This is a genomic window from Spirosoma jeollabukense (genome assembly GCF_054777855.1).
The window spans coordinates 66193-86351 of the sequence record NZ_BAAHAD010000013.1 but is presented as its reverse complement, the minus strand read 5'-3'; the positions used below and the strand labels follow the sequence as shown (position 1 = coordinate 86351).

Genomic DNA, 20159 nt, shown 5'->3' with positions numbered 1-20159 from the left:
CCTCTGGGCTTTTCTGTGTATTAACTTTTTGATCCTCTAACAAATAGCCATCGATGAAAAACAAGCTTATACTCCTGTTGCTACTGGCTCAGTTTGTGGTAGCCCAAGCCTGTTCGGCACAGGACAAAAAAACGGATGACCCGTTCATTGCGCGGCCTTATCTTCAGATTGGTCCCACGCCTTCTGCCGAAAGCCTTCAATTGCTTTGGCACGCACCCGACGCGAGCACCGACTGGACAGTTGAATATCAACCTAAAGGCAATGGCCCCTGGAAAAAAACGGAAACCCCTACGTCCGTTCGGGTGGCGGTGGCTGGCATTGAGCCACACCGGGTTTTTCAGACAGCGTTTACGGGTCTGACGCCGGGCAGCAAGTTTAACTACCGGGTGTCGAAAGCGGGCAAGGTCGTGTTTACCGCTGAAGCACAAGCCTCGAAAAAAGCCGACCAGCCGTACCGCTTTGTGGCATTTGCCGATATTGGGGCAGAAACGCCCGCTCAGAAAAAACTGGCTTCCCGCGCCTATTTAGCGAAACCAGATTTCGTGGTCGTTCCGGGTGATATTGTTTATGAACGGGGCTTGATTTCAGAATATCGATCTCGCTTCTGGCCGATCTATAACGCCAACCAGGTTGATACGGCAGGGGCACCGCTACTACGGTCAGTGCCGATGATTGTGGCTCCGGGCAACCACGATACCGATACGCGTGATCTGGACAAATACCCCGATGCGCTGGCGTATTACTATTACTGGAATCAGCCCTTAAACGGCCTAACGGGTACAGAAGGTGGCCCACTTGTGCCGACGATGACGGCCTCGGCCGATAATCGCAAAGCATTTACCGATGCCGCTGGTGATGCCTATATGAAAATGTCGAATTACTCCTTCGATTACGCCAATGCCCACTGGACCGTAATCGACTCGAACCCCTACGTTGATTTTACGGATAAAGCGTTGCAGGACTGGATCTCGGCTGATTTAGCCAGTGCTAAAGAGGCTACCTGGCGGTTTGTGATGTTCCACCACCCCGGCTTCAACTCGGCGCGCGAGCATTATGAGCAGCAACACACCCGGCTTCTGTCGCCCATCTTTGAAAAGGGCAATGTAGACGTAGTGTTCACGGGACACGTGCATAATTACCAGCGCTCTTTCCCGCTGACCTTTGTTCCAGATAAAAAAGGCGTTTTGCTGGTCGCGAGTATGGGTGCTAAATCGGCCCGTGGTCGGGTTGTCAACGGCCAATGGACACTCGACAAATCGTTTAACGGGAAGACAAACACCAAACCAAAAGGCATCATTTATCTGGTGACGGGCGCAGGTGGTCAAACGCTGTATAACCCCGAGCAAAACAACGACCCCGACTCGTGGCAGCGATTTACGGACAAGTTTTTTTCGAATGTACACTCCCTCACGGTAGCCGACGTAGACGGCAAAAATCTGACTATCCGCCAGATTGATGTGAACGGTAAAGAACTCGATTCATTCAAGGTAACCAAGTAATTTCCTTTCCCTAAAACAGGGATTTCAGGCGATTCAATTTGTCGCCTGAAACCCCTGTTTTTGCATGTGTGAGGTAAACCCTGAAGGTTTTTTATGAACACATTCAGCGTTTCATCCCAGCATTTAGGGCCTTCGTCACTAATCGGTCAGGCAATGCAACAGAAGCTAAAGGGCGGTCGTAATCCTGTAAAACCGAGCTGTGTTTATGGCTATCAATGGGTTGGGTTGGTCAACTGGTACTGTAAGCCACTATTTTCAGGAACAATTGTAGGTATACACGGACGGCATCGAAACAAAAAACGATCACACGTTGATGAAAATGGATAGAAATGTACAGCTATGGGTACTAATGGTCTCATTTTGCCTGTTTATGGTGGCCATCCTGAATGCCTGCACCAAACAAACAGATGTGGTGAATCCCGCCTTTTCGACGGCGATCACCACTCCAAATTCAACCAATGCCACTACCAGTCAAGCTCAGGTAGCCCTTGGCAAAGCCTTATTTTGGGACCCAATTTTATCAGGAAGTAAAGATGTTGCCTGTGCTACCTGCCATCACCCCAACAATGCCTACACCGATGGGCTTGACCTGTCATTAGGAGAAAATGCCGTTGGGTATGGAAGTGCCCGCCACTTTCTGTTACCCAATGATGTGTCGTTTACGAAACGGAATTCCCAGACCATTTTAAATACGGCCTATAACGGCATGGATGCTAATGGCTTGTTTAATCCGACAACGGCTCCCATGTTCTGGGATTCCCGCACGGCTAGTCTGGAACTCCAGGCCAATGGGCCGCTGACGACCTTTGAAGAAATGCGGGGACATGCTTACACTGATATACTAACAATGGATAGCCTAGTTGCCCGGCTGAGCACTATTGCCGACTACCAGTCTTTATTTCAGCAGGCATTCGGCACACAACAGTCCATTACTACCACTAACATTGGGAAAGCACTGGCGGCTTTTGAGCGGACGCTGACGGCTACAGACTCGCCTTTCGACCGTTATCAAAAAGGGGATAAAACGGCCATGACGGCCTTGCAGATTCAGGGCTTACAGACCTTCACCAATGAAGGGTGTACTACTTGTCATTCGGGCACCATGTTTTCCGATTATCAGGCTCATGTCCTGTCGGTGCCGGATAATGCAAAGCTGGCGGCTTCGGATGGGGGTGCGGGCGGGACGTATGCCTTTCGAACGCCCAGTTTGCGTAACGTAAGTTTAACGGCTCCATACATGCATAGCGGGGTGTTCCAAACACTTGATCAGGTGGTCGCCTTTTATGACCGAATTGGTGATGGGAACTCCCAAAATCCGCACGTAGGGCGGCAACAGTTAGACACGCAAGTACGACGCATTAACCTGCGCAACAATGAGCAGGCACAGATTGTGGCCTTTCTCACGGCACTCACGGACAGTAACTTCGACAAAAGTATTCCCGCAAGTGTGCCCAGCAAGTTAAATCCCGGAGGAAATATTCGGTGAAGTGACTAATACTTAGCACTATTTACCCCGTCGATTACTTTATGGCCGTGGGTTCAGGACCCCTGAAACGGTCGAACTTATTCCGCCTTTTGTAAAAGTTGATGATCATTCGTCTAAAAATTATTTACCCTTCCGTCAAACGGAAGGGTAAATAATTTTTGATTGATTCCCCTCTTTTCGGATATACTTATCGTATAGGTAGTCATAGGCGCCTTTGGCATCTCCGCCCCAACGTATTGACAAAGTAGAAAAGAGAGCTTTTTATATCAACGGCTGGCCATAAATCAAACTGGTAATTTGATCATCGTATAAATCCGGATTAGCATGACGCTTCAATTCATCGAATTGCTCAAGGAGAAGACCATACAGACTGTGACATTGCTGTTTAGAAATTATACGTCGCCGATTCTCGTGTATCATAATCTTGAGCACACCCAAACGGTCGTACAACGTACCGGGCAAATCGCGGCCCATTATGAACTGGATGCCAATACCCAATTTATTCTTCATGTGGCCAGTTGGTTTCATGATACGGGCTATCTTTTTGTAGTTCCACCACTGCATGAAGAAAAAAGTGCTCAGCTTGCCCGGGATTTTTTAAGCAGCCAGGCGGAGGTTTCCCCATTACTTATTGCCCAGGTGGAACAGTGCATCATGGCGACCAAAATGCCACAGTGTCCCCATTCATTACCTGAAAAAATTCTCTGTGATGCCGACCTATACCATTTTGGTACTGACGAGTTTAGTCGTATTGACAATCTGGTGAAGCAGGAGACTCTGTTAAGCGGGAAGGCCATTGACGGCTGGGACGCTTCATCGCTGAAACTTCTAAAAACCCATAAATTCAATACCACGTACTGCCAGAAGTTTCTGGCAGAAGGGAAAGCTAATAATATCGCCTTGCTCGCTGATTCGTCAAACTAAAGTTGCCGTGATTTACACCGACCGAATATACTGAGTGATGGCCAGCCAGAATTTTCCAGAGTTTCGATGTATTGGCTAGCATGCTGTCAATAATCATTCCCCTTTTTTACCGCCAAAATGACGATCTACATCCGTTTCCATTCGACAAGCTAACGCCGAAAACTGAGGAAAATCAGGAGCCATCGGACGTATACTCTCGGAATCTCTCAAATAGGCTAACTCCGCCTTAGTGCAAAGCAGTATGTAAACCGTCACATCAAATACATCCGTCAGGTGGTGGTCGGCATCGATCGAAATCGGGATAGTCATCAATTCTGTGACTTATATCCGTATGGTTTGGACATCGGAGTCACTCAGGAGCAAGTCTTGATGTAGTGTAGAATTCCAGCACAGATTTTTCACGACGATTGGGTTTCGGTCCAAACGGGCTCTGGAGAATACTAGCCGAGGATTTCGGTACACCAGAAAGGCTGAATCTGCCTGTTGGCTGTTCCTATAATGTTCAATGAGCGAACACAATTGCGTTACAGAAAGGGAGGGCGTTAACGTCTCGTCTGGTAAGGTTACCCCGTACAGTAATTCCAGAAAAACGACCACTTCGGTGACCTCCATCGCGTTTAGGCCCAAATCGGTTTGCAAGCGGTGATCTGGCTTGATGTCTGGTGTCGGTAGGGTGAATTGCTGATCGATATACCGGCAGAGATGAGTGAACGTAATCATAAGCGATTGGCTGTCTGGGTTATAGGTAGGAAAATTAACGAGTTCGGGTTTACGTGCTGATCGAGGTCGGCAGGTCAGTAACTTTAAAAAACGCCAGATCAAGCTGACCTGGCGTATCTACTGATTCCTGATTTCTACATAAAACTCCTGTGTATGAAGGAGTAAAAAAGTCTACTAAAGCAAAGCGCCGTTCGCATCAAAGTGAATCTCTTTGGTCTTCCCGTTGTAGGTGAACTTCACTTCATAGTAGGTAGCCCCACTACTATCCGTTCCCTGTTCGGCCTGCACCAGCGTATAGCCAGAAAAATTAGTACTCAGATAGGTCAGGGCCGCGGCTGGTAGCTTATCGGCAGTAATGACTGTCTCGGTATTGCCGCCTGATCCGCTTTTACCTTTACCCTTTCCGCGGCCAATCTCGGCCAGAACGGCACCGGTCATGTCGAAATGAAGCTCTTTAGTTGCCCCGTTATAAGTAAACGTGACTTCATAATACGTAGCTCCACCGTTGAGGTTAATTCCCTGTTCGGCCTGTACGATCGTATAACCCGCATAGTTGGTACTGAGGTAAGTGAGCACGGCGGCTGGTAAACTCGACGCACTAACAACAGTTTCACTGGACCCTTTCACGCAGGTACCGCTCACGGCTGATGTGCTGGTGACGGAGGCAATCCGAGCATCGGCCAGGCTGGTTGATGCTGCTGAGTCTACACTGGTTTGTGTACAGGCCGAAATAAGGCCTACCAACAGCAGGGCCGTCGTAACGGCCATAAGCAGATTTTTCATAGTGTTTTTGCTGTGTTTGTTTTACTGGATTTAGACGTCTTCGTCTTCAGTAGCCAGTACGAACGTTGCCCTAAGCCTGTTGCAGGGGCGATTGCCTATGTGACGAAAGTGGCAAAAACTGGGACGAAGGCTGGTACGCGTGCACACGCGCAACAAATTGATCGTCGTAGTTGCTGCTCAGCGGGATTCGTTTTTCGCCGATTCGAATCAGCTTGTTATGTATCGCCTGCACCCGGTGAATGGGGACGATGTAGGATCGATGAACCCGAATAAAATCAGTGGCAGGTAGTTCATTTAGTATGGCCTTCATCGTCATCCGTACGACCAGGAAGCGCTGATCCGACAAATGGATTTTCAGGTAATTGCTCAAGGCTTCAATCCACGCAATATCAGCGAGTTTAATCCGGACTAAACCCGCGTCAACCCGCACCGAAAGATACGTGCTTGGCTGGGCAGTGGGCAGGCGATTCCAGTTGGCGAAGTAAGCCGCTTTTTGAACGGCCTGCTCGAACCGGTCATAAGCGAACGGTTTTAGTAAATAGTCAATGGCCTCTAGCTCATAACTGACCAATGCATATTCGCTGGATGCCGTTGTGAAAATGACCATTGGGGGCTGGCCTGCCTCTATATGTCCTGTTCCGTGTTGACGAATAGACTGCCAGAAATCAATGCCCGATTCGGTTGGGAAATTGATGTCCATAAAGACCAAATCAACTGGATGGCGATGTAAATACTGACGGGCTTCGGAGGGATGGGTAAACGTGCAGGAAAGCACTACGTTGCCTGTTTTTTGACAAAACGTATCCAGAATTTCTAGCGCAGATGGGTCGGCGTCTAAAGCAATGGCTTGGAGCATGGTATACAGAATTAGAACGTATAGACCATGCCGACGCCCAGCCCGCGCTGACTCGCTCCGAAGCGGAGGCTTGTGGCGGGTTGTAGCTGATTGTAGCGGTCAGCCACTCGCCGGAACTGTACGGTTGCCCGGTGGTCAAGGATAATGGCAGCAACGACCAGTAATACGCCACCACCGGCCAGGGCTATCCCAACTTCCGTGGAACCATGATCTCCCCGACGATTTCGCTCATCGGCAGTTGTCGTTGAGTTCGTATTGACACCGTCCCGCCGATTGCTTTCGTTGCCCCCAAAACCACCATCACCAACTGCTGCAACGACCGCACCGGCTCCAATCAACGCTATACCTGTACCAGCCGCCACATATGTCCATCGACGTAGTGACTGCCCACGCCGGTAAGTCCGCATGGCGTCTGGGTGTTCAACCAATAGTGACCGAGCTACAGAATTATCAATCCGTTCGCCAGCAGTATTCGTAAAATAGCGGCTGAAAAAGCCCGTATGATAGCCCAGTCTGCCGAGGGCGGCATTGCCTATTGAATTGGTCATTTCAGAGCCAGTAGGATTCATAGGAGCAGGTGCCGTACGCGGTGGGCGATTGGCTGACTGACCCAATACATCTTTGGTGCCGTTGGCATATTTGATCAGTAATACATCCGTAGTACCCGTTGTGTAAATCGGCCCATCGGGATTATCCTGACGTCGGTACTTAATTTGGCCGGGCGATACTTCCAGCACTTTGGCCTGAATTTCGGAGCCGTTCTTCAGGATAATGTTATCCTGACCATATACAAATGGCGCGCTCAACAGGCCCATGAACAGGGCAAGTCCAATAAATCGGTGAGATGCGTTCATAAAAGCAATAGATGAAGTTTGTTTGTCTTCAATTACCATTACGACAGGTGCGAGTGAAGGGTGGGGTTGCTCGTCAAAAAAATCTTCAGAAAAAAAACAGATTCGCACCCCACCTTAGTGAGTTGACCTTCGTATAGATGATTGGTTGACCTCTCATTAACCTGCGCAGCCCTTGTTTTTTAAAAAGAAAACCCGCTTCTCGGAAGATGATCTGGCCAGTGTCCTGCAAGCCTGTCTGGCTGGTGATGACCGGGCGCAGCGTAGCCTGATTAGCCAGTTTTTAGGCTATGCAAAAAGCATCTGTCAGCGGTATACGGCGCATCCGCACGAAACGGAAGAAATTATTAATGAAGGGTTTTTGAAGGTATTCACCCATTTGGATCGATATGATCCAACGCAGCCGTTTAAGGCCTGGTTGCGAACTATTTTGGTGAATACGGCGGTGGACTATTACCGAAAAAATCAAAAATGGGCTCATATGTTCAGTCTTGATGATCTAGACGTAGTTAACTGGAACGACGATGTTATTGCGGCTATTTCAGCGCAGGAGATTCTGGCGATGGTGCAACAACTACCTCCGGCCTACCGAATGGTTTTTACGCTGTTTGTCGTGGAAGGGTACTCCCATCGCGAAATTGCCGATCTGCTGAGTATTCAGAAAGGTACGTCCAAATCGAACCTGCGCGATGCCCGCCGTAAACTGCAACTCATGATAAAACTACACTACCCGGCTTTGTATCAACAGTATACGTGGCCCAATCAGCGATTCAATGAAAACTGACCGATTCGACGAGGAATTCCGGCGCAAGCTGCTGGGCCTGCCCGCCAAGGCTGACTCCGGTGAAGTCGAACGCATACAGGGTTTTGTTAACGCGAACAAACCTGCGCTGCCCGGTTTTGGGTGGGGTAAGCTATTGCTATATGGTGGAAGCGGCCTGTTGCTAATCGGTTCATTATCCTATAACGTAATCCAGAACTATCGAAATACACATTTACAGTCATCGATTGATTCACTGGCTCAGCGACCGGTTGATAAAACGGCATCCGGCGAAATAATTCGCCATGATACGGTCTACATTACCCGATCCGGCAATTCGATTGAATCGACACCATTGCCGAATACCGCCAGCGAAACCACTCGCCAAAAGCTACTGGATCAGACAGATGCCAGTCAGCCAACGGGCATTCAACCTATTGGCTCGGTAGCAATGGGACGTCCGAAATTACCACCCTCCGGGCAGGAAGTGGTTTCAAGGCAATCGGAAGTAGGTACTCCTCGTTCGGAGGCAAGAGCTGCTGAACAAGCTCCGACGAATATATTGTCTGAACGGAATCAACGAAGTGAAGGACGTGAGCGATCGAGTCAGGTACAGACAGAAACTAATGAATCAGTAGTGCTTTTGCCGTCAGGTTCAGGAGAGCGTTCAACTACAGAAAAGTCAAGGCCAACTAATGGGACAGATACCCTGCTGAATCCTTCTTCTTCGGGAATAGAACTGATGGGAAGCGATTTTCCAAACAGTAGTCTATTACCTACTACACGGGCAAACAGCCGCCATTCGACTACTCGACGACAAACGGGTTTTGGCAAAAAACAAACCGTCTCAGGTAACGAGAAAAATGAGTTGCTGGCAACAAATTATTCCCGTTACCAGAATCAACGGACTACTTCTAACCCGCTAACGACTGGAATTACGCCCGTCAAACCGGAAAATTCCCATTCAAGCGTATCGGTCTCAGTAGTTAATCGCCCAATGATATCTATTGAACCGCTAGCCAATTTGCAAATGGGCGCTGCCTCAAATCAATTAGCGATCATTTCGCCTAGCCGATCGCTTATTGTTCCTAAAAGCGAATTGGCCGTTAAAGCCCCTCGCCGATCCTGGCACCTGGCAATGCCCAGTTTATCGGTACCCAACGCGCAATATCGAATAGGAGCTGGCCTTACGGGTGGTAGCGATCAGGTAGGAGGAGCTTTATTAGGAGAAATCATGGTCAAGCGACATTGGAGCGTTCAGGCTGGCTTACAACTCGCTTATAACCAGGGATTTCATTATCGGGACGAACAGGACTTTAACGAACATCAGAAAGAAGATTTTCGCCAGACATACGCTTCACAAGTTCCTTCCTCGTCTGACATTGAGGATATTAGTCAGTTGACACTGCTCATTCAGGTACCCATCCAGGTAGCCTATCATTACCCGTTGGGGCGGCAATGGGGATTACGATTGGGACTCGGCACAGAGTTAAATCTTTGGGAACGTAGTACGGTGAGTTATAATTATCGGGAAAACGGCCGGTCATCAGAACACGAGTTATCAGGGAGTAAGGATCACATTCATACAGTCAACAACCTCATACTGAGTACGTCCGTAGAACGATCCTGGAAAAAGTGGTTGTTTCGGGCAGGACCTTTTATCAGTCCGCAACTTCGCCCGGTTGAGAATAAACGGGACGAGCTTTCCTGGGGGGCAAACCTGCAAGTTCTGTATCGTTTGGGGAAGTGAACGTAAACATTGCTAGATAGCCTTAACCATCCAGCAATGATCAATGCTACTTGGCTGCGTATTCCAGCACCATGAACGTTCCCGGCTTCGCAGCAGGTCGGGGCTTTGGGTTTTCCGTCGTGGCAGCTGGTGCCGGACCAAATTCAGCGGTTGTTACGAAAATATGGTGACTTTTTGGATCGATGGTGATGGTTCGGGCACCACGCATGGTCGGCACGGTTTGAACGACCCCGAAGTTACCCGGTTTTACTTCCTTCACGACCGTTAACGTGCCTTCGCCATTGGAACTGATAGCCGAGCCAGTCGATGTGTCAAATACGGCACCATCGGTTCCGCTACCGGTGGGTACTTCAGCCAGCACCTTACCCGTCTGCGAATCGAGTACTACCATGACCTTATCGCAGGTGCTAAACAACCGATGATGCGGTTTGTCAAAAGCCAGTCCGGTCGGTTCTTCGCCCTTGCCTAATTTCCAGTGATGTTTGACCACCAGCGACCTGGCGTCGAAAACGGCTACCTCATTTTTATCTTCCAGATTGACGAAAATCGTTCCGTGATCATCGGTGACAGTAGCTTCAGGCGCACCACCCAGTTCAACCGTTCCTGCTACGTTGCCCGTAGTGGCATCCAGCACTGTTGCGCTATTGCCTTCATTGTTGAAGATGAAGACCCGTTTGGAGAAAGCATCGTACATGATCGCGTCAGGTTTTTTGCCCGTCGGGATTTCTTTGCTGGCTTTGAGCGTCTTCGTGTCAAACATCGTTGCTGTGTTAGGGCGGCCATTTGTTGTGTAGCCGACATTGGTGCCGGGCACAACAGCGATGCCATGAATACCCGGAGTCGGCGTAATGACGCCAACTTTCTCATGACTTTTCAGATCAAGCACTTCCACCTGCGTACCATGTGATACGTAGAGCCGGCCCCCTTCTGCATCGGCCAGTAAATAATCCCAGCCACCTTCGCCCCCGATGGTGGTTTTCTTAACGAGGTGATAGTTTGCTGATTGAGCGAAGAGTGAGCCCGTTAAACACAGGCATACGGCAGAAATCCAGAACGTTTTCATAATCATCCTACTTGGTTTATTGGTTTGTCAATCAATTGGTTTACTGGTTTGTCTTTATAGGCTAATCGCAATAGACCGGGAAAAATCAGGAGCAACAAGGGTAAGGCTGCGCAAAACCCGCCAATCACGGCAATAGCCAACGGCTGATGAAGTTGCGCGCCCGTACCGATGCCCAATGCCAGCGGCATCAGGGCGATAATGGCACTGGTGGCGGTCATGAGTTTGGGCCGGATACGAGCTGAAATGGCAAACTCAATGGATTCGGCGACCAGGGCCGTTTGGTGGTGAATGGCAAACTGCTGAAACGTGAAAATAGCGTTCTCTGCAATGATACCCACGATCATAATAATGCCCGTATAGCTACCCACGTTGAGCGGGGTCTTGGTAATGAACAAGGCAATAAAAGACCCCGATACGCCTAATACCGAAATGAACAGAATCAGTCCGGCGGCTTTCAAATCGCGGAACAGAAACAGCAACACGATAAACACCAGCAGCGAGGCTGATACCAGAATGAGCAGCAACTCCCGGAAGGATTGCTGTTGTTGGGCGAAGGCTCCGCCGTACTCGATGTGCTGACCAGATGTAAGCGTTACGCCTGTGCTTACTTTCTGTTGAATTTCGCCCATCACACTGCCCAAATCTCGACCGGCCAGACTAGCCGTAATTGCGACCATCGGCTGGAGGTTTTCCCGCTGAATCTCCGCACTCCCCGAATCGACCCGTACATTAGCGAAGTCGGATAATAAACGACTGCGGCCATCGGCGGTAAAAACGGGGCTTTGCTTGAGAAGTTGTAGATCGCTGCTTGTGCCGGGGTACTTCAAACGCATTTTGATGAACTGGTTGCCTTCCAGAATATTACCGACCTCGTTACCCATCAGCCGGGTCGTCAACTGATTTTGCAGGTCGAGGGGTGACAGGCCATATTGCAGTAAGGCGCTGGATTTTGGGCTAAATACTACTGAAGGCCCGGCGATGGTGATGCCATTGAACACGTCGGCCGTGCCGGGTACCTGGGTCACGATGCTACTAACCTGATCGGCTAGGGGGCGAAGTTCGGCGGGTTGATCACCAAATACTTTCACTTCCACGGGGTTGGGTTCGCTCATCAAATCGCCGAGCATATCGCCAATCACCTGACCGAAATCGACGGTCAGTCCCGGCTGGGTCGCTTCGATTTTTCCGCGCAACTCGTCGATGACTTCATTGGTGGAGCGGGTTCGGTCTTTTTTGAGCGAAATCAGGTAATCACCCCCGTTGGGTTCGGTAATGAAAAAGCCCATCTGTGCACCCGTACGGCGCGAATAAGCGGCTACTTCCGGAATGGTTTTTATCTGTTGATCGACTCCATCGAGCATAACATTGGTTCCAGCCAGCGACGTACCGGGTGCGGAATGGTAATCGAGAACGATGGACCCTTCATCCATGTCGGGCAGAAAACCCGTTTCTAGCTGACTATAGATCAGAAAAACGGCGAGCGCCATCGCTCCGGCCAGGCCCAGCGCGATCCAGGGCCGGTGAATGAAAACGGATAGTATGTTGCCAATGGCGGGGTGGGTCGCCGTATCATTTTGTTTTTTCTTTCCCGAACTAAACAGACCATAAATTACCGGCAGCCCCAGCCACGTAATGAGAAACGAGCAGGTGAGCGTAACGACCATCGTCATGGCCAACACTTTGAAGAACGCGCCCGCTACACCACTCATCAGCGAGAAAGGGATGAAAATAACGATGGTGCTGAGCGATGAACCAACCATGGCCGGAAAGAGGTAACTAATGGCCTGCTGGATCGTCCTGGCATCCGACTTCCCTTCATGCGAATCCACCGCACCGGCGGACCGGCCGGGTTCTTCTTCTACCCGGTGAATCTGCTCCACAATCACGACAGCATCGTCGATAATCAGGCCGATGGCGGCTGCAATACCGCCCAGCGTCATGATGTCGAGCGTGTAACCCATTACAAACAGCACAAAAATCGAAGCCGCCAAGATGATGGGAATCGTAAGTAGAATGACGAAGCTGGCTTTTAGTGACCGAAGGAATAAGCTGGTGACGACAATGGCCAGCACCAGCCCAATAAAAATGCTGTCAGTCACACTTTTAACGGCGTCGGTCACAAAATCTGCCTGAACGTAGGTGGGCGTCAGCGTTACGTCGGCGGGAAGCAGGTTCTTTAATTCCTTAACTTTCTGGGTTATGCCATCGCTTAAACTAATCAGATTCGCCGACGGCTGCTTGACGATGTTGACCAGTACCGTTTCTTTGCCGTTCGCTTCAATTTTGGTGTATTCCTGTTGCTCATGCAGTTCGATTGTTGCTACGTCAGCTAAACGAAGTACTCGTTGTCCATCGCTGCGAATAATGATATTTTCGACATCCTGTCGGGAATGAACCGACGCATCGGTGAGCGTCAGATACAGGCGGTTGTAATCCGAAACCAGTCCGTCGGCCTGGATGAAGTTCGTTGCCGCCAGAGCGGTCGTAATGGCCACCGGTGTTACGTTCAGGCTGGCTAGTTTGTCAGGCTGGAGCACAATCCAGTACTCTTTGGTTCGGCCGCCCATCACCTGCACGTTCGATACGCCCGTTACCCGACTTAAATACGGCCGAATGGTGTAGATAGCCAGCTTTCGCAGTTCGATTAAATCACGACTGGTCGAGGTCAGCGCGAAATCCATCACAGGCAGAATTGACGGCGACATTTTCTCCACCGACAGGATTGTATTAGGCAGTAGTGTATTCTGAATCTGGTTGATCCGGGCGTTGACGCGCTGTAATGAGACATCCATATCCACCGACCAGTTCAGGTAAATCGATAGTTCGGAACTGCCCCGGCTGGTGGTGCTACGTACCATTTCGACGCCTTCCACCTGATTGACGGCATTTTCCAGCGGTTGCGTAATGGCTACCATCATCAGCTCCACGGGCTGTTCACCTGCATCGGCAATGACTTTTATTTTAGGAAATGTTCGCTCAGGGAATAAGGATACCTGGATACTTCGGTACGCGAAAATGCCGCCTACCAGCAGCAGGAGAAGCAGCCCCAGAATCGGCTTGCGAAAGCGAAAAAAGCCAGGCTGTTCAGTGGGCATGGGCGGGGCGGTTTATGATTATGGAAGCGGTATCGGCCAGGCCGTAGCCACCCTTACTAACGAAACGGTCTTTGGGGCCAAACCGTGGGCTGAGAATTTCGATACGTGTCTCGCGCTGGAGGCCGGTTTGGACGGGGATTTTTACCGCCGTCGTGTCGTTTATAATTTTCATGACCCAGAAATCGGTCTGAAGTTCATTGGCCAGGACCGCTTCTTTCGGTAAAGACTGGGCGTTGTTACGTTGCTGATTGGTGAACGTGATGTTGAGCTGGAGTCGGGCGGGCAACACCATTGGCTGATCGGGTTTAACCACGAACCGTTCGGTTTGCGAAAGCGAATCAGTCATGGGCAACGTTCGGGAAATCCGTCCGGCAATGCGCCGACCATTCGGTAGCTGAATGCTGCAAACGCTGCCTACATGCACCGACGAATCCTGCTCGACGGGTACTTCGATCAGGAAGACAAACATGTCGGGTGCCGAGAAGGAGGCCAGTGCCGTACCGTCCTGCACATACTCGTTTTCTTCGGCTTGCACCAGCGTGACCAGACCCTTATCAGGAGCGCGGATGATCAACTGGCCAATGTCTTTGAGCGTTGGGTCATTGAGGTAATTTTTGCCACCCAGCGCATAGGCTTCCTTGGTTTCCAGTCCGAACAGGGGCGATCCTTTGCGGAGTTGATCGCCAATTTTGACGTATACTTTGGTTACGTAACCCGCAATCGGCGATTTGATGTCGCCACTGGTGAGGTAATACGTCATGCCCCGAAACGTTTTTTCCTCCCGGAATGAGTCGGCTTTTACCGTCGTTACGTCCACCGGTGTTTTGGGTCTCAGAGCGTCGGAAGCGGCCGTCTGCGTACTCGTGTCGGTAGTTGTTGACGACGAACCGCAGCCCGTCAGAAACAGCGACGCGATAAGCACGAACAGATACAATTGTTTAGTCAAAAGTGGCGGCATGGATGAGGTCAATACGTTAAAAGTTACGGTAGTTGAATGTGTTGATGTATCGTTGTCGTTGGACTGTTAACTGGATCAGCGACAGCTTGATATTCAGGTATCGCTGCACGATGAGCAGGTAATCAATGGCCGATATGTCGCCCCGATAGAGCCGCGTCTGACTGATGGTCAGCAGATTCTCGACGTCCGTATTTTGTTTTTCGGTGAGGCTGATCAGATTCTGATTCACGCGTAGTTGCTCGTTTACCGTTCTCAATTGCAGGTTGAAGCGGTTGAGGTACTGATTCCGGTAATTTTGGATGGTAAGCTGCGCTACGTCGAGTTTCTGGTATTGCAGCCGACGCTGGTTCCCATTATAGATGGGCATGGTAAAATTCAACCCAAGGCTATAGCCAAAACGCCGGGTAATCAGATCGGAGCTAATGGCGTTGGTGCCGGCGTTGGCCACTACGTCCAGCGAGGGGCGATAAAAGATATCGATAACCCGGCGATTACGTTCGACAATGACGCTGTCGTAGCGGAAGCGGAGAAAATAGGGATTGTCGTCCAGCGTGAAGCGGGCCTGAGGAGCCAGAGCTGGCTTTTCGAGTTGTACCAGACCCATTTCGGGAATGTTGCAAAGGGTATTGAGCGTCAGCAAATCCTGTAAAAACTGCACTTTCGCCCCTTCGTAATTTACTTCGCTCTGCTGCCAGTCGACCCGAAATGCCAGATAATCCGACTGGTTGAACAACGCTTTCCGAAGTAGCTCTTTCAATACCTCGTTTTGTCGGGAGAAAATCTTGTACAAATCGCCGAATATGACCATCTGCTGATAATCCTGATAGGCCGTCAGGTAGAGGTCGACAATGGCTTTCTGGAGATCGTTCTGGTTAATGTGAACCGTGTTGACCAGTGAATCGCGCAGGGCAGCATTCAGGTTATTCTGAATCCGCAGGTTCCGGCGATACAGCAGATTTCGGTTCGCCTGAATCAGGCCCGTGTAGGCACCACCGTTGGTCGTATTCTGGTCATAGCCCCAGTTCGTTCCGGAGGGGGCGTAGAGGTACTGACCAATGGCCTGAACGTAGGGTTTGTTACTGGCAATATTAAGCAGGCTATCCAGCCGATTCAACGTAATGGCATTGATATTATCTTTCAACAGGGGACTGTTTGTAAGCCCTGCGTCGAGGTAATAATTTAAATTTCGGTGAACAAGCGTATCCTGTCCATAGCCGGATAGGGCTTGAAGCAGTATCCATATACTCCCCCATAGTAGTCGTTTATCTATGCGCATATTGCTTGTTCAAGGAGCCTCGTTACGTAGTATCGGGTACTCCGCAAACTCAAGCATTTGTTTATAGTATTGCCTGGCCTGTTTTTCCTGCCCCTGAATACGGGCGATTCGGGCCAAAACCAGATACGCATAGGCCCGCACAGTTTCATCCCGCACCGAACTGCGAATCACGTCGTTGGCCAGGGTTTGGGCCGTTGATCGCTGTCCTTTTTCCAGCGCGTACCGAGCCTTAACCAGCGTTCCCATCTGATGATAAACTTCCTCCGAAGTCGCCATTAAGTGATTGATTTCATGGGGAATGGTCTCTACTTGATGCGCGTTCAGAAGGGCTTCTGCGTACTTATATCGCCAGTACGGATTGCCGGGATACTTTATCACCAGTTGAGCCAGGTAGGGTAGCGCATCGGCAGGTTTATTTTCGTAATCCGTTAGTAAATGCGTCAGGTAGAGAATGGCTTCCGTTCGCACGAGGAGCGCTTTTTGGGTCGCGATCTGGAGTTGACTCATGCCCAGTTTTTTATCCCCGGAAGTCATCACCCAGGCCACGGTTTTATAGAACGGGTGAATTTCGGGATATACCTCGCGATAGAAATTGTAAAGACCCGTCGAGAGGTAAAAGTCTGGGTACTGTTGCTGGAAAAGCTTGCCTTTCTGAATATATGGATACGCATTTTTGGCGTGCCGAATGGCCGCAAACGGTTCATGTTCGAAATGACTGATTTTAGCCAGCATAGCCTCCGCCGTGAAGTATAAAAACATGGCTTCGGGCAGGTCGGAGCCTTTGCTTTTCTTCTGTGCTTTCTGCCAGTCATCGGCCTTTTTTGCCGCCAGTTCTAACTGTTGCCCGCATCGTTGCTTCAACTTCGCATCGGTGCGAGCGGGGAACCACTGATAGTATAAGCTGACGCCCCGGAGCAAATCAAGGGATGGATGGTTGGGTGCTACTTTCGCTAATTGAGTAAACGTAGCGTCGGCGGCAGAAAATTGATTATCATAGACTTGGTCAAGCCCTGCCGTCACCAATGTTCGGGCGGCTGGGTTGCCGTTAATCATTGGGTATTGCGCCAGGACATGATTGGGACATAACAGCAGCAGACCACCAACGGCAAAAAGCCATTTTGACGGAAATCGAGCTTTTTTCATGCGAGTCTGTTTTCTACTTGTCAAGCTAAATCTCAAATCGCCTTTGCTGACGCTTACGGATCAACTAAGGCATAGCTGGTTTATGTCGCCCCAATTTTCGTTTCAGCCACGGATACACGTGATACGCTACTTCGGTGGAAAGCAGCCCAATACCCGCGCCAACCAGTACGTCAGAAACCCAGTGTTTATCGTTGGTCATCCGCAGGATTCCGGTCGAGGTGGCCATGGCATAGCCACCAATGGGAATCCAGGGACTGACCCCGCCAAACTCCCGATCCAGCAAACCCGCTCCGGTAAACGCGTTGGCCGTATGACCCGATGGAAAGGACAGGTAATCCGATCCGTCAGGGCGCAATTCGTTCGTGGTATGTTTGAGCCCCAGGACGACGACCGTACTCATTCCATACGCCAGTACACCAATAAGTGCCCGATCGAGGGGTTGTGACCGGCCTTTCACACCCGCTACGCTCAGGCCTATCCAGGCTACGGCTGGCCCGTACTGCAAATAATCATCGGCATGGGTGCGAACGTGGATTTTATCCTGAAGCTCACTCCGGACATAAAAGCGATCGAAATGACTGTTCGAATAGTCGGGTAATAAAGCTAGACCAACTGGTATCAGCACCGCCGGAGCCACCCAGCGGAACGTAGCGGGGCGCGTCGGAAGGGTGTCCCGAAACGTCTGTCGACCATTGGTATTCAGGGGGTGTCCAACGGCCACGGCCCCTGGAAGCAGCAAAAGCCAATGGATCAGTACCCAGGCTGGTAACGAAGAACCGAATCTCCGGTTTTGTTTCATACGTTGAATAGGCATAGCGTTTCTTATCTCCCCAGTACGTGTACCGGATAAAAAAGGTGTGGTTGAGCAACGTCACGATGAATACCTGGGGATAAGCAAAGTAAATGGGCAAACCTGAGGAGAATCTGTAGTTGATGAAGCGAATGCCGCATCCGCTCAGCTCATCTTCAAAATGTAATCAGGATTGGGTCTGTACTTTGGGAGTAATCCAGATGAATGAACTATGAAAATTTTGCTGATTGAGGATGAGCCGTCACTCTTAGTGGCTATACGGCATTATTTAGAGGAGCAACAATACAACGTTTCAACGGCGAATACCTACCGGAAAGCCTCGGAGAAAGTCCATGATAACGATTACGATTGCATCGTGGTGGACATAACCCTGCCCGATGGGAACGGCCTGGCGATTGTCAACGAACTCAAACAAGCGCGCTCAAAGGCGGGCATTATCGTGGTGTCGGCCAAAAATTCGCTGGATGATAAACTCACGGGGCTGGAATTAGGCGCTGATGATTACCTGACCAAACCCTTTCACCTGCCGGAGCTAAATGCCCGCATTCGCTCCCTGATGCGCCGTCGGCAGCACGATGGTGAAACGGAACTCGTATTCGGGCCAATCTCGATGATGCCTTCCCAGAAACAGGTGCTGGTGAACAACCAAGTGCTGGAGTTAACGGTCAAAGAGTTTGACCTGCTCCTGTTTCTGGTGACCAACAAGGAGCGACTCCTGTCGAAAGCCGGCATTGTTGGGCACGTTTGGGGGGATTATATGGATGGTATTGACTCGCACGACTTTCTCTATACGCATGTCAAGAATCTGCGTCGAAAACTAGTCGAGGCTGGTTGCCCGGATTACATTAAGACGCGTTACGGAGCGGGTTATATTTTCTCGGCAGGCGAATGAAACTACTCCATAAAACAGCACTTTATCTGTTGCTGGCGGCCCTGCCTATCGTCCTGGGCGGTGTTTTTTTGCTGAGATATTATATTCACCGGGACGTGCTGCATGAAATCGACGAGTTGTTGAGTAGTGAACTTGTCCAGGTGCAGGAGCGACTCCACCAGCATCCCCCCGATGCCACCGACCTTCCCGGATGGGACCCGAATGTACGGATAACCCTGGCTACGTCGGCCCTTCAACCCAGGCATACCTTTAAAGACACCGTCACCGTTAACCCAAAGGAGAAGGAGCAGGCCCTCGTTCGAATGCTTCAGGCAAGTTATGCCGATGGCAATCGATATTACGTCCTCACCCTACAGCAATCGTATCTGGAGTTTGATGAAATAGCCAGTGCTGTATCCGTTGGTGTGACCGTTTGTTTTCTGGTAGTGGTGGTGCTGCTGATCGGAGCCGACGTACTGGTTACCCGGCGTATCTGGCATCCATTTTATGGTATCCTGACTACATTAGAGCAGTTTCGGATCGATCTGCCCGACGAAACCGCATTTCCTGTGAGCGACGTGACCGAGTTTAAACTCTTGAGTCAGTCGCTTGAAGCCATGAGCCGCCGAAGCCGCCATCAATACGCGCAGCAAAAGCAGTTTACCGATAATGCGTCCCACGAGATGCAAACGCCCTTAAGCGTGCTGGCTTTCGAGTTAGACTTGTTGCAACAGTCGGAGCGGCTGGATGAAGCCGATCTGGATCGAATTCAGCGGTCACAGCAGGAAATTCAGCGACTTTCAGCCATGAATCAATCTCTGCTATTACTGGCCAAGATTGATAACCAGCAGTTTGCGCACCATGATGCGGTTAATATCGGCGAATTGGTGAATAACGTATTGGACAATTATTTGGATTACGTGGCGCACAAAGGCATAACCATTAACCGAATGATTAAAAACGGTCCTACCTGGAACCTGAATCGACAACTGGCCGAAGTGCTCTTTTCCAATCTGATAAAAAACGCGGTTCGTCATGGCGAGCCGAACCGTTCAATCTGGGTGCACGTGGGTAGCCATAGTTTTATTATCACCAACGAAGGCGACCCCTTACCCTTTCCGGAAGAACAGATTTTTCATCGATTTGTCCGCAATCAGGCGCTACCACAATCAACTGGCCTAGGCTTGGCGCTAGTCAAAGAGATTGCTGAGCAGTATGGCATGACCGTCACCTACAACTATGCTCTGTCCATGCGTCGGCATATGTTTCAGGTTGATTTCTAATGACGGGCGACTGGCTGCTGAAACTTCCAA

18 protein-coding genes are annotated in these 20159 nt (G+C 50.2%); 7 read left to right on the top strand and 11 right to left on the bottom strand.

Annotation, left to right across the window (positions count from 1 at the left end):
- Positions 1 to 53: 53 nt before the first annotated feature.
- The 3 genes from ACYVEA_RS29865 to ACYVEA_RS29855 all read left to right on the top strand — a co-directional run bounded on the left by ACYVEA_RS29865 (position 54) and on the right by ACYVEA_RS29855 (position 3909).
- The gene (locus ACYVEA_RS29865) at positions 54 to 1499 is read left to right on the top strand and encodes a metallophosphoesterase (protein WP_461117034.1); all 1446 of its coding nucleotides are present in this window, start codon (positions 54 to 56) and stop codon (positions 1497 to 1499) included.
- A 319-nt stretch (positions 1500 to 1818) separates the two neighbouring features.
- Positions 1819 to 2985 carry a cytochrome-c peroxidase gene (locus ACYVEA_RS29860; RefSeq protein WP_461117033.1) on the top strand — a complete coding sequence of 389 codons (1167 nt, stop codon included), beginning with the start codon at positions 1819 to 1821 and terminating at the stop codon, positions 2983 to 2985.
- Between the two features lie 324 nt (positions 2986 to 3309).
- Complete coding sequence (locus ACYVEA_RS29855) at positions 3310 to 3909, top strand: HD domain-containing protein (RefSeq protein ID WP_461117032.1); 600 nt, start codon at positions 3310 to 3312, stop codon at positions 3907 to 3909.
- A gap of 93 nt (positions 3910 to 4002) precedes the next feature.
- Here the strand turns inward: ACYVEA_RS29855 and ACYVEA_RS29850 are convergent, their stop codons facing one another.
- From ACYVEA_RS29850 to ACYVEA_RS29830, 5 genes are all read right to left on the bottom strand, one after another.
- Entirely contained in the window at positions 4003 to 4218 is a 216-nt protein-coding gene (locus tag ACYVEA_RS29850) for a hypothetical protein (RefSeq protein WP_461117031.1), read from the bottom strand.
- A gap of 12 nt (positions 4219 to 4230) precedes the next feature.
- Positions 4231 to 4629 carry an acyl carrier protein gene (locus ACYVEA_RS29845; RefSeq protein WP_461117030.1) on the bottom strand — a complete coding sequence of 133 codons (399 nt, stop codon included), beginning with the start codon at positions 4627 to 4629 and terminating at the stop codon, positions 4231 to 4233.
- Between the two features lie 174 nt (positions 4630 to 4803).
- The gene (locus ACYVEA_RS29840; protein WP_461117029.1) at positions 4804 to 5412 is read right to left on the bottom strand and encodes a PepSY-like domain-containing protein; all 609 of its coding nucleotides are present in this window, start codon (positions 5410 to 5412) and stop codon (positions 4804 to 4806) included.
- A 70-nt stretch (positions 5413 to 5482) separates the two neighbouring features.
- The gene (locus tag ACYVEA_RS29835) at positions 5483 to 6268 is read right to left on the bottom strand and encodes a LytR/AlgR family response regulator transcription factor (protein WP_461117028.1); all 786 of its coding nucleotides are present in this window, start codon (positions 6266 to 6268) and stop codon (positions 5483 to 5485) included.
- An 11-nt stretch (positions 6269 to 6279) separates the two neighbouring features.
- Positions 6280 to 7122 (bottom strand): hypothetical protein, encoded by an 843-nt coding sequence (locus ACYVEA_RS29830; RefSeq protein ID WP_461117027.1) that lies wholly within the window; start codon positions 7120 to 7122, stop codon positions 6280 to 6282.
- Positions 7123 to 7294: 172 nt separating this feature from the next.
- Here ACYVEA_RS29830 and ACYVEA_RS29825 point away from each other — a divergent pair, with 172 nt between their 5' ends.
- Both ACYVEA_RS29825 and ACYVEA_RS29820 read left to right on the top strand, forming a co-directional pair.
- On the top strand, positions 7295 to 7903 hold the full coding sequence (locus ACYVEA_RS29825) for an RNA polymerase sigma factor (protein ID WP_461117026.1): 609 nt from the start codon (positions 7295 to 7297) through the stop codon (positions 7901 to 7903).
- Positions 7893 to 9629, top strand: coding sequence for a hypothetical protein (locus tag ACYVEA_RS29820; protein WP_461117025.1), 1737 nt, complete (start codon positions 7893 to 7895; stop codon positions 9627 to 9629). Before ACYVEA_RS29825 ends, ACYVEA_RS29820 begins: the two co-directional genes overlap by 11 nt.
- Before the next feature lie 46 nt (positions 9630 to 9675).
- Here the strand turns inward: ACYVEA_RS29820 and ACYVEA_RS29815 are convergent, their stop codons facing one another.
- The 6 genes from ACYVEA_RS29815 to ACYVEA_RS29790 form a co-directional block, all read right to left on the bottom strand.
- Positions 9676 to 10692: a YncE family protein gene (locus ACYVEA_RS29815; RefSeq protein WP_461117024.1), complete on the bottom strand. Its 1017-nt coding sequence runs from the start codon at positions 10690 to 10692 to the stop codon at positions 9676 to 9678.
- Positions 10693 to 10694: 2 nt separating this feature from the next.
- The gene (locus ACYVEA_RS29810; protein WP_461117023.1) at positions 10695 to 13787 is read right to left on the bottom strand and encodes an efflux RND transporter permease subunit; all 3093 of its coding nucleotides are present in this window, start codon (positions 13785 to 13787) and stop codon (positions 10695 to 10697) included.
- Positions 13777 to 14745 carry an efflux RND transporter periplasmic adaptor subunit gene (locus ACYVEA_RS29805; RefSeq protein ID WP_461117022.1) on the bottom strand — a complete coding sequence of 323 codons (969 nt, stop codon included), beginning with the start codon at positions 14743 to 14745 and terminating at the stop codon, positions 13777 to 13779. Before ACYVEA_RS29805 ends, ACYVEA_RS29810 begins: the two co-directional genes overlap by 11 nt.
- Before the next feature lie 16 nt (positions 14746 to 14761).
- On the bottom strand, positions 14762 to 16021 hold the full coding sequence (locus tag ACYVEA_RS29800; RefSeq protein ID WP_461117021.1) for a TolC family protein: 1260 nt from the start codon (positions 16019 to 16021) through the stop codon (positions 14762 to 14764).
- A gap of 9 nt (positions 16022 to 16030) precedes the next feature.
- The gene (locus ACYVEA_RS29795) at positions 16031 to 17164 is read right to left on the bottom strand and encodes a tetratricopeptide repeat protein (RefSeq protein ID WP_461117020.1); all 1134 of its coding nucleotides are present in this window, start codon (positions 17162 to 17164) and stop codon (positions 16031 to 16033) included.
- Positions 17165 to 17228: 64 nt separating this feature from the next.
- Complete coding sequence (locus ACYVEA_RS29790; RefSeq protein ID WP_461117019.1) at positions 17229 to 17978, bottom strand: phosphatase PAP2 family protein; 750 nt, start codon at positions 17976 to 17978, stop codon at positions 17229 to 17231.
- Positions 17979 to 18186: 208 nt separating this feature from the next.
- On the opposite strand from ACYVEA_RS29790, the gene ACYVEA_RS29785 reads away from it, so the two are divergent.
- Complete coding sequence (locus tag ACYVEA_RS29785) at positions 18187 to 18867, top strand: response regulator transcription factor (RefSeq protein ID WP_461117018.1); 681 nt, start codon at positions 18187 to 18189, stop codon at positions 18865 to 18867.
- On the top strand, positions 18864 to 20129 hold the full coding sequence (locus ACYVEA_RS29780) for a sensor histidine kinase (RefSeq protein WP_461117017.1): 1266 nt from the start codon (positions 18864 to 18866) through the stop codon (positions 20127 to 20129). Before ACYVEA_RS29785 ends, ACYVEA_RS29780 begins: the two co-directional genes overlap by 4 nt.
- The last annotated feature ends 30 nt before the right edge of the window (positions 20130 to 20159 follow it).

Coding starts and splice junctions, on each gene's coding strand:
- ACYVEA_RS29865 (WP_461117034.1), top strand. CDS start 54: ATGAAAAACAAGCTTATACTCCTGTTGCTACTGGCTCAGTTTGTGGTA.
- ACYVEA_RS29795 (WP_461117020.1), bottom strand. CDS start 17,164: ATGAAAAAAGCTCGATTTCCGTCAAAATGGCTTTTTGCCGTTGGTGGT.
- ACYVEA_RS29815 (WP_461117024.1), bottom strand. CDS start 10,692: ATGAAAACGTTCTGGATTTCTGCCGTATGCCTGTGTTTAACGGGCTCA.
- ACYVEA_RS29835 (WP_461117028.1), bottom strand. CDS start 6,268: ATGCTCCAAGCCATTGCTTTAGACGCCGACCCATCTGCGCTAGAAATT.
- ACYVEA_RS29790 (WP_461117019.1), bottom strand. CDS start 17,978: ATGCCTATTCAACGTATGAAACAAAACCGGAGATTCGGTTCTTCGTTA.
- ACYVEA_RS29830 (WP_461117027.1), bottom strand. CDS start 7,122: ATGAACGCATCTCACCGATTTATTGGACTTGCCCTGTTCATGGGCCTG.
- ACYVEA_RS29860 (WP_461117033.1), top strand. CDS start 1,819: ATGGATAGAAATGTACAGCTATGGGTACTAATGGTCTCATTTTGCCTG.
- ACYVEA_RS29785 (WP_461117018.1), top strand. CDS start 18,187: ATGAAAATTTTGCTGATTGAGGATGAGCCGTCACTCTTAGTGGCTATA.
- ACYVEA_RS29840 (WP_461117029.1), bottom strand. CDS start 5,412: ATGAAAAATCTGCTTATGGCCGTTACGACGGCCCTGCTGTTGGTAGGC.
- ACYVEA_RS29845 (WP_461117030.1), bottom strand. CDS start 4,629: ATGATTACGTTCACTCATCTCTGCCGGTATATCGATCAGCAATTCACC.
- ACYVEA_RS29855 (WP_461117032.1), top strand. CDS start 3,310: ATGACGCTTCAATTCATCGAATTGCTCAAGGAGAAGACCATACAGACT.
- ACYVEA_RS29780 (WP_461117017.1), top strand. CDS start 18,864: ATGAAACTACTCCATAAAACAGCACTTTATCTGTTGCTGGCGGCCCTG.
- ACYVEA_RS29810 (WP_461117023.1), bottom strand. CDS start 13,787: ATGCCCACTGAACAGCCTGGCTTTTTTCGCTTTCGCAAGCCGATTCTG.
- ACYVEA_RS29805 (WP_461117022.1), bottom strand. CDS start 14,745: ATGCCGCCACTTTTGACTAAACAATTGTATCTGTTCGTGCTTATCGCG.
- ACYVEA_RS29800 (WP_461117021.1), bottom strand. CDS start 16,021: ATGCGCATAGATAAACGACTACTATGGGGGAGTATATGGATACTGCTT.
- ACYVEA_RS29820 (WP_461117025.1), top strand. CDS start 7,893: ATGAAAACTGACCGATTCGACGAGGAATTCCGGCGCAAGCTGCTGGGC.
- ACYVEA_RS29850 (WP_461117031.1), bottom strand. CDS start 4,218: ATGACTATCCCGATTTCGATCGATGCCGACCACCACCTGACGGATGTA.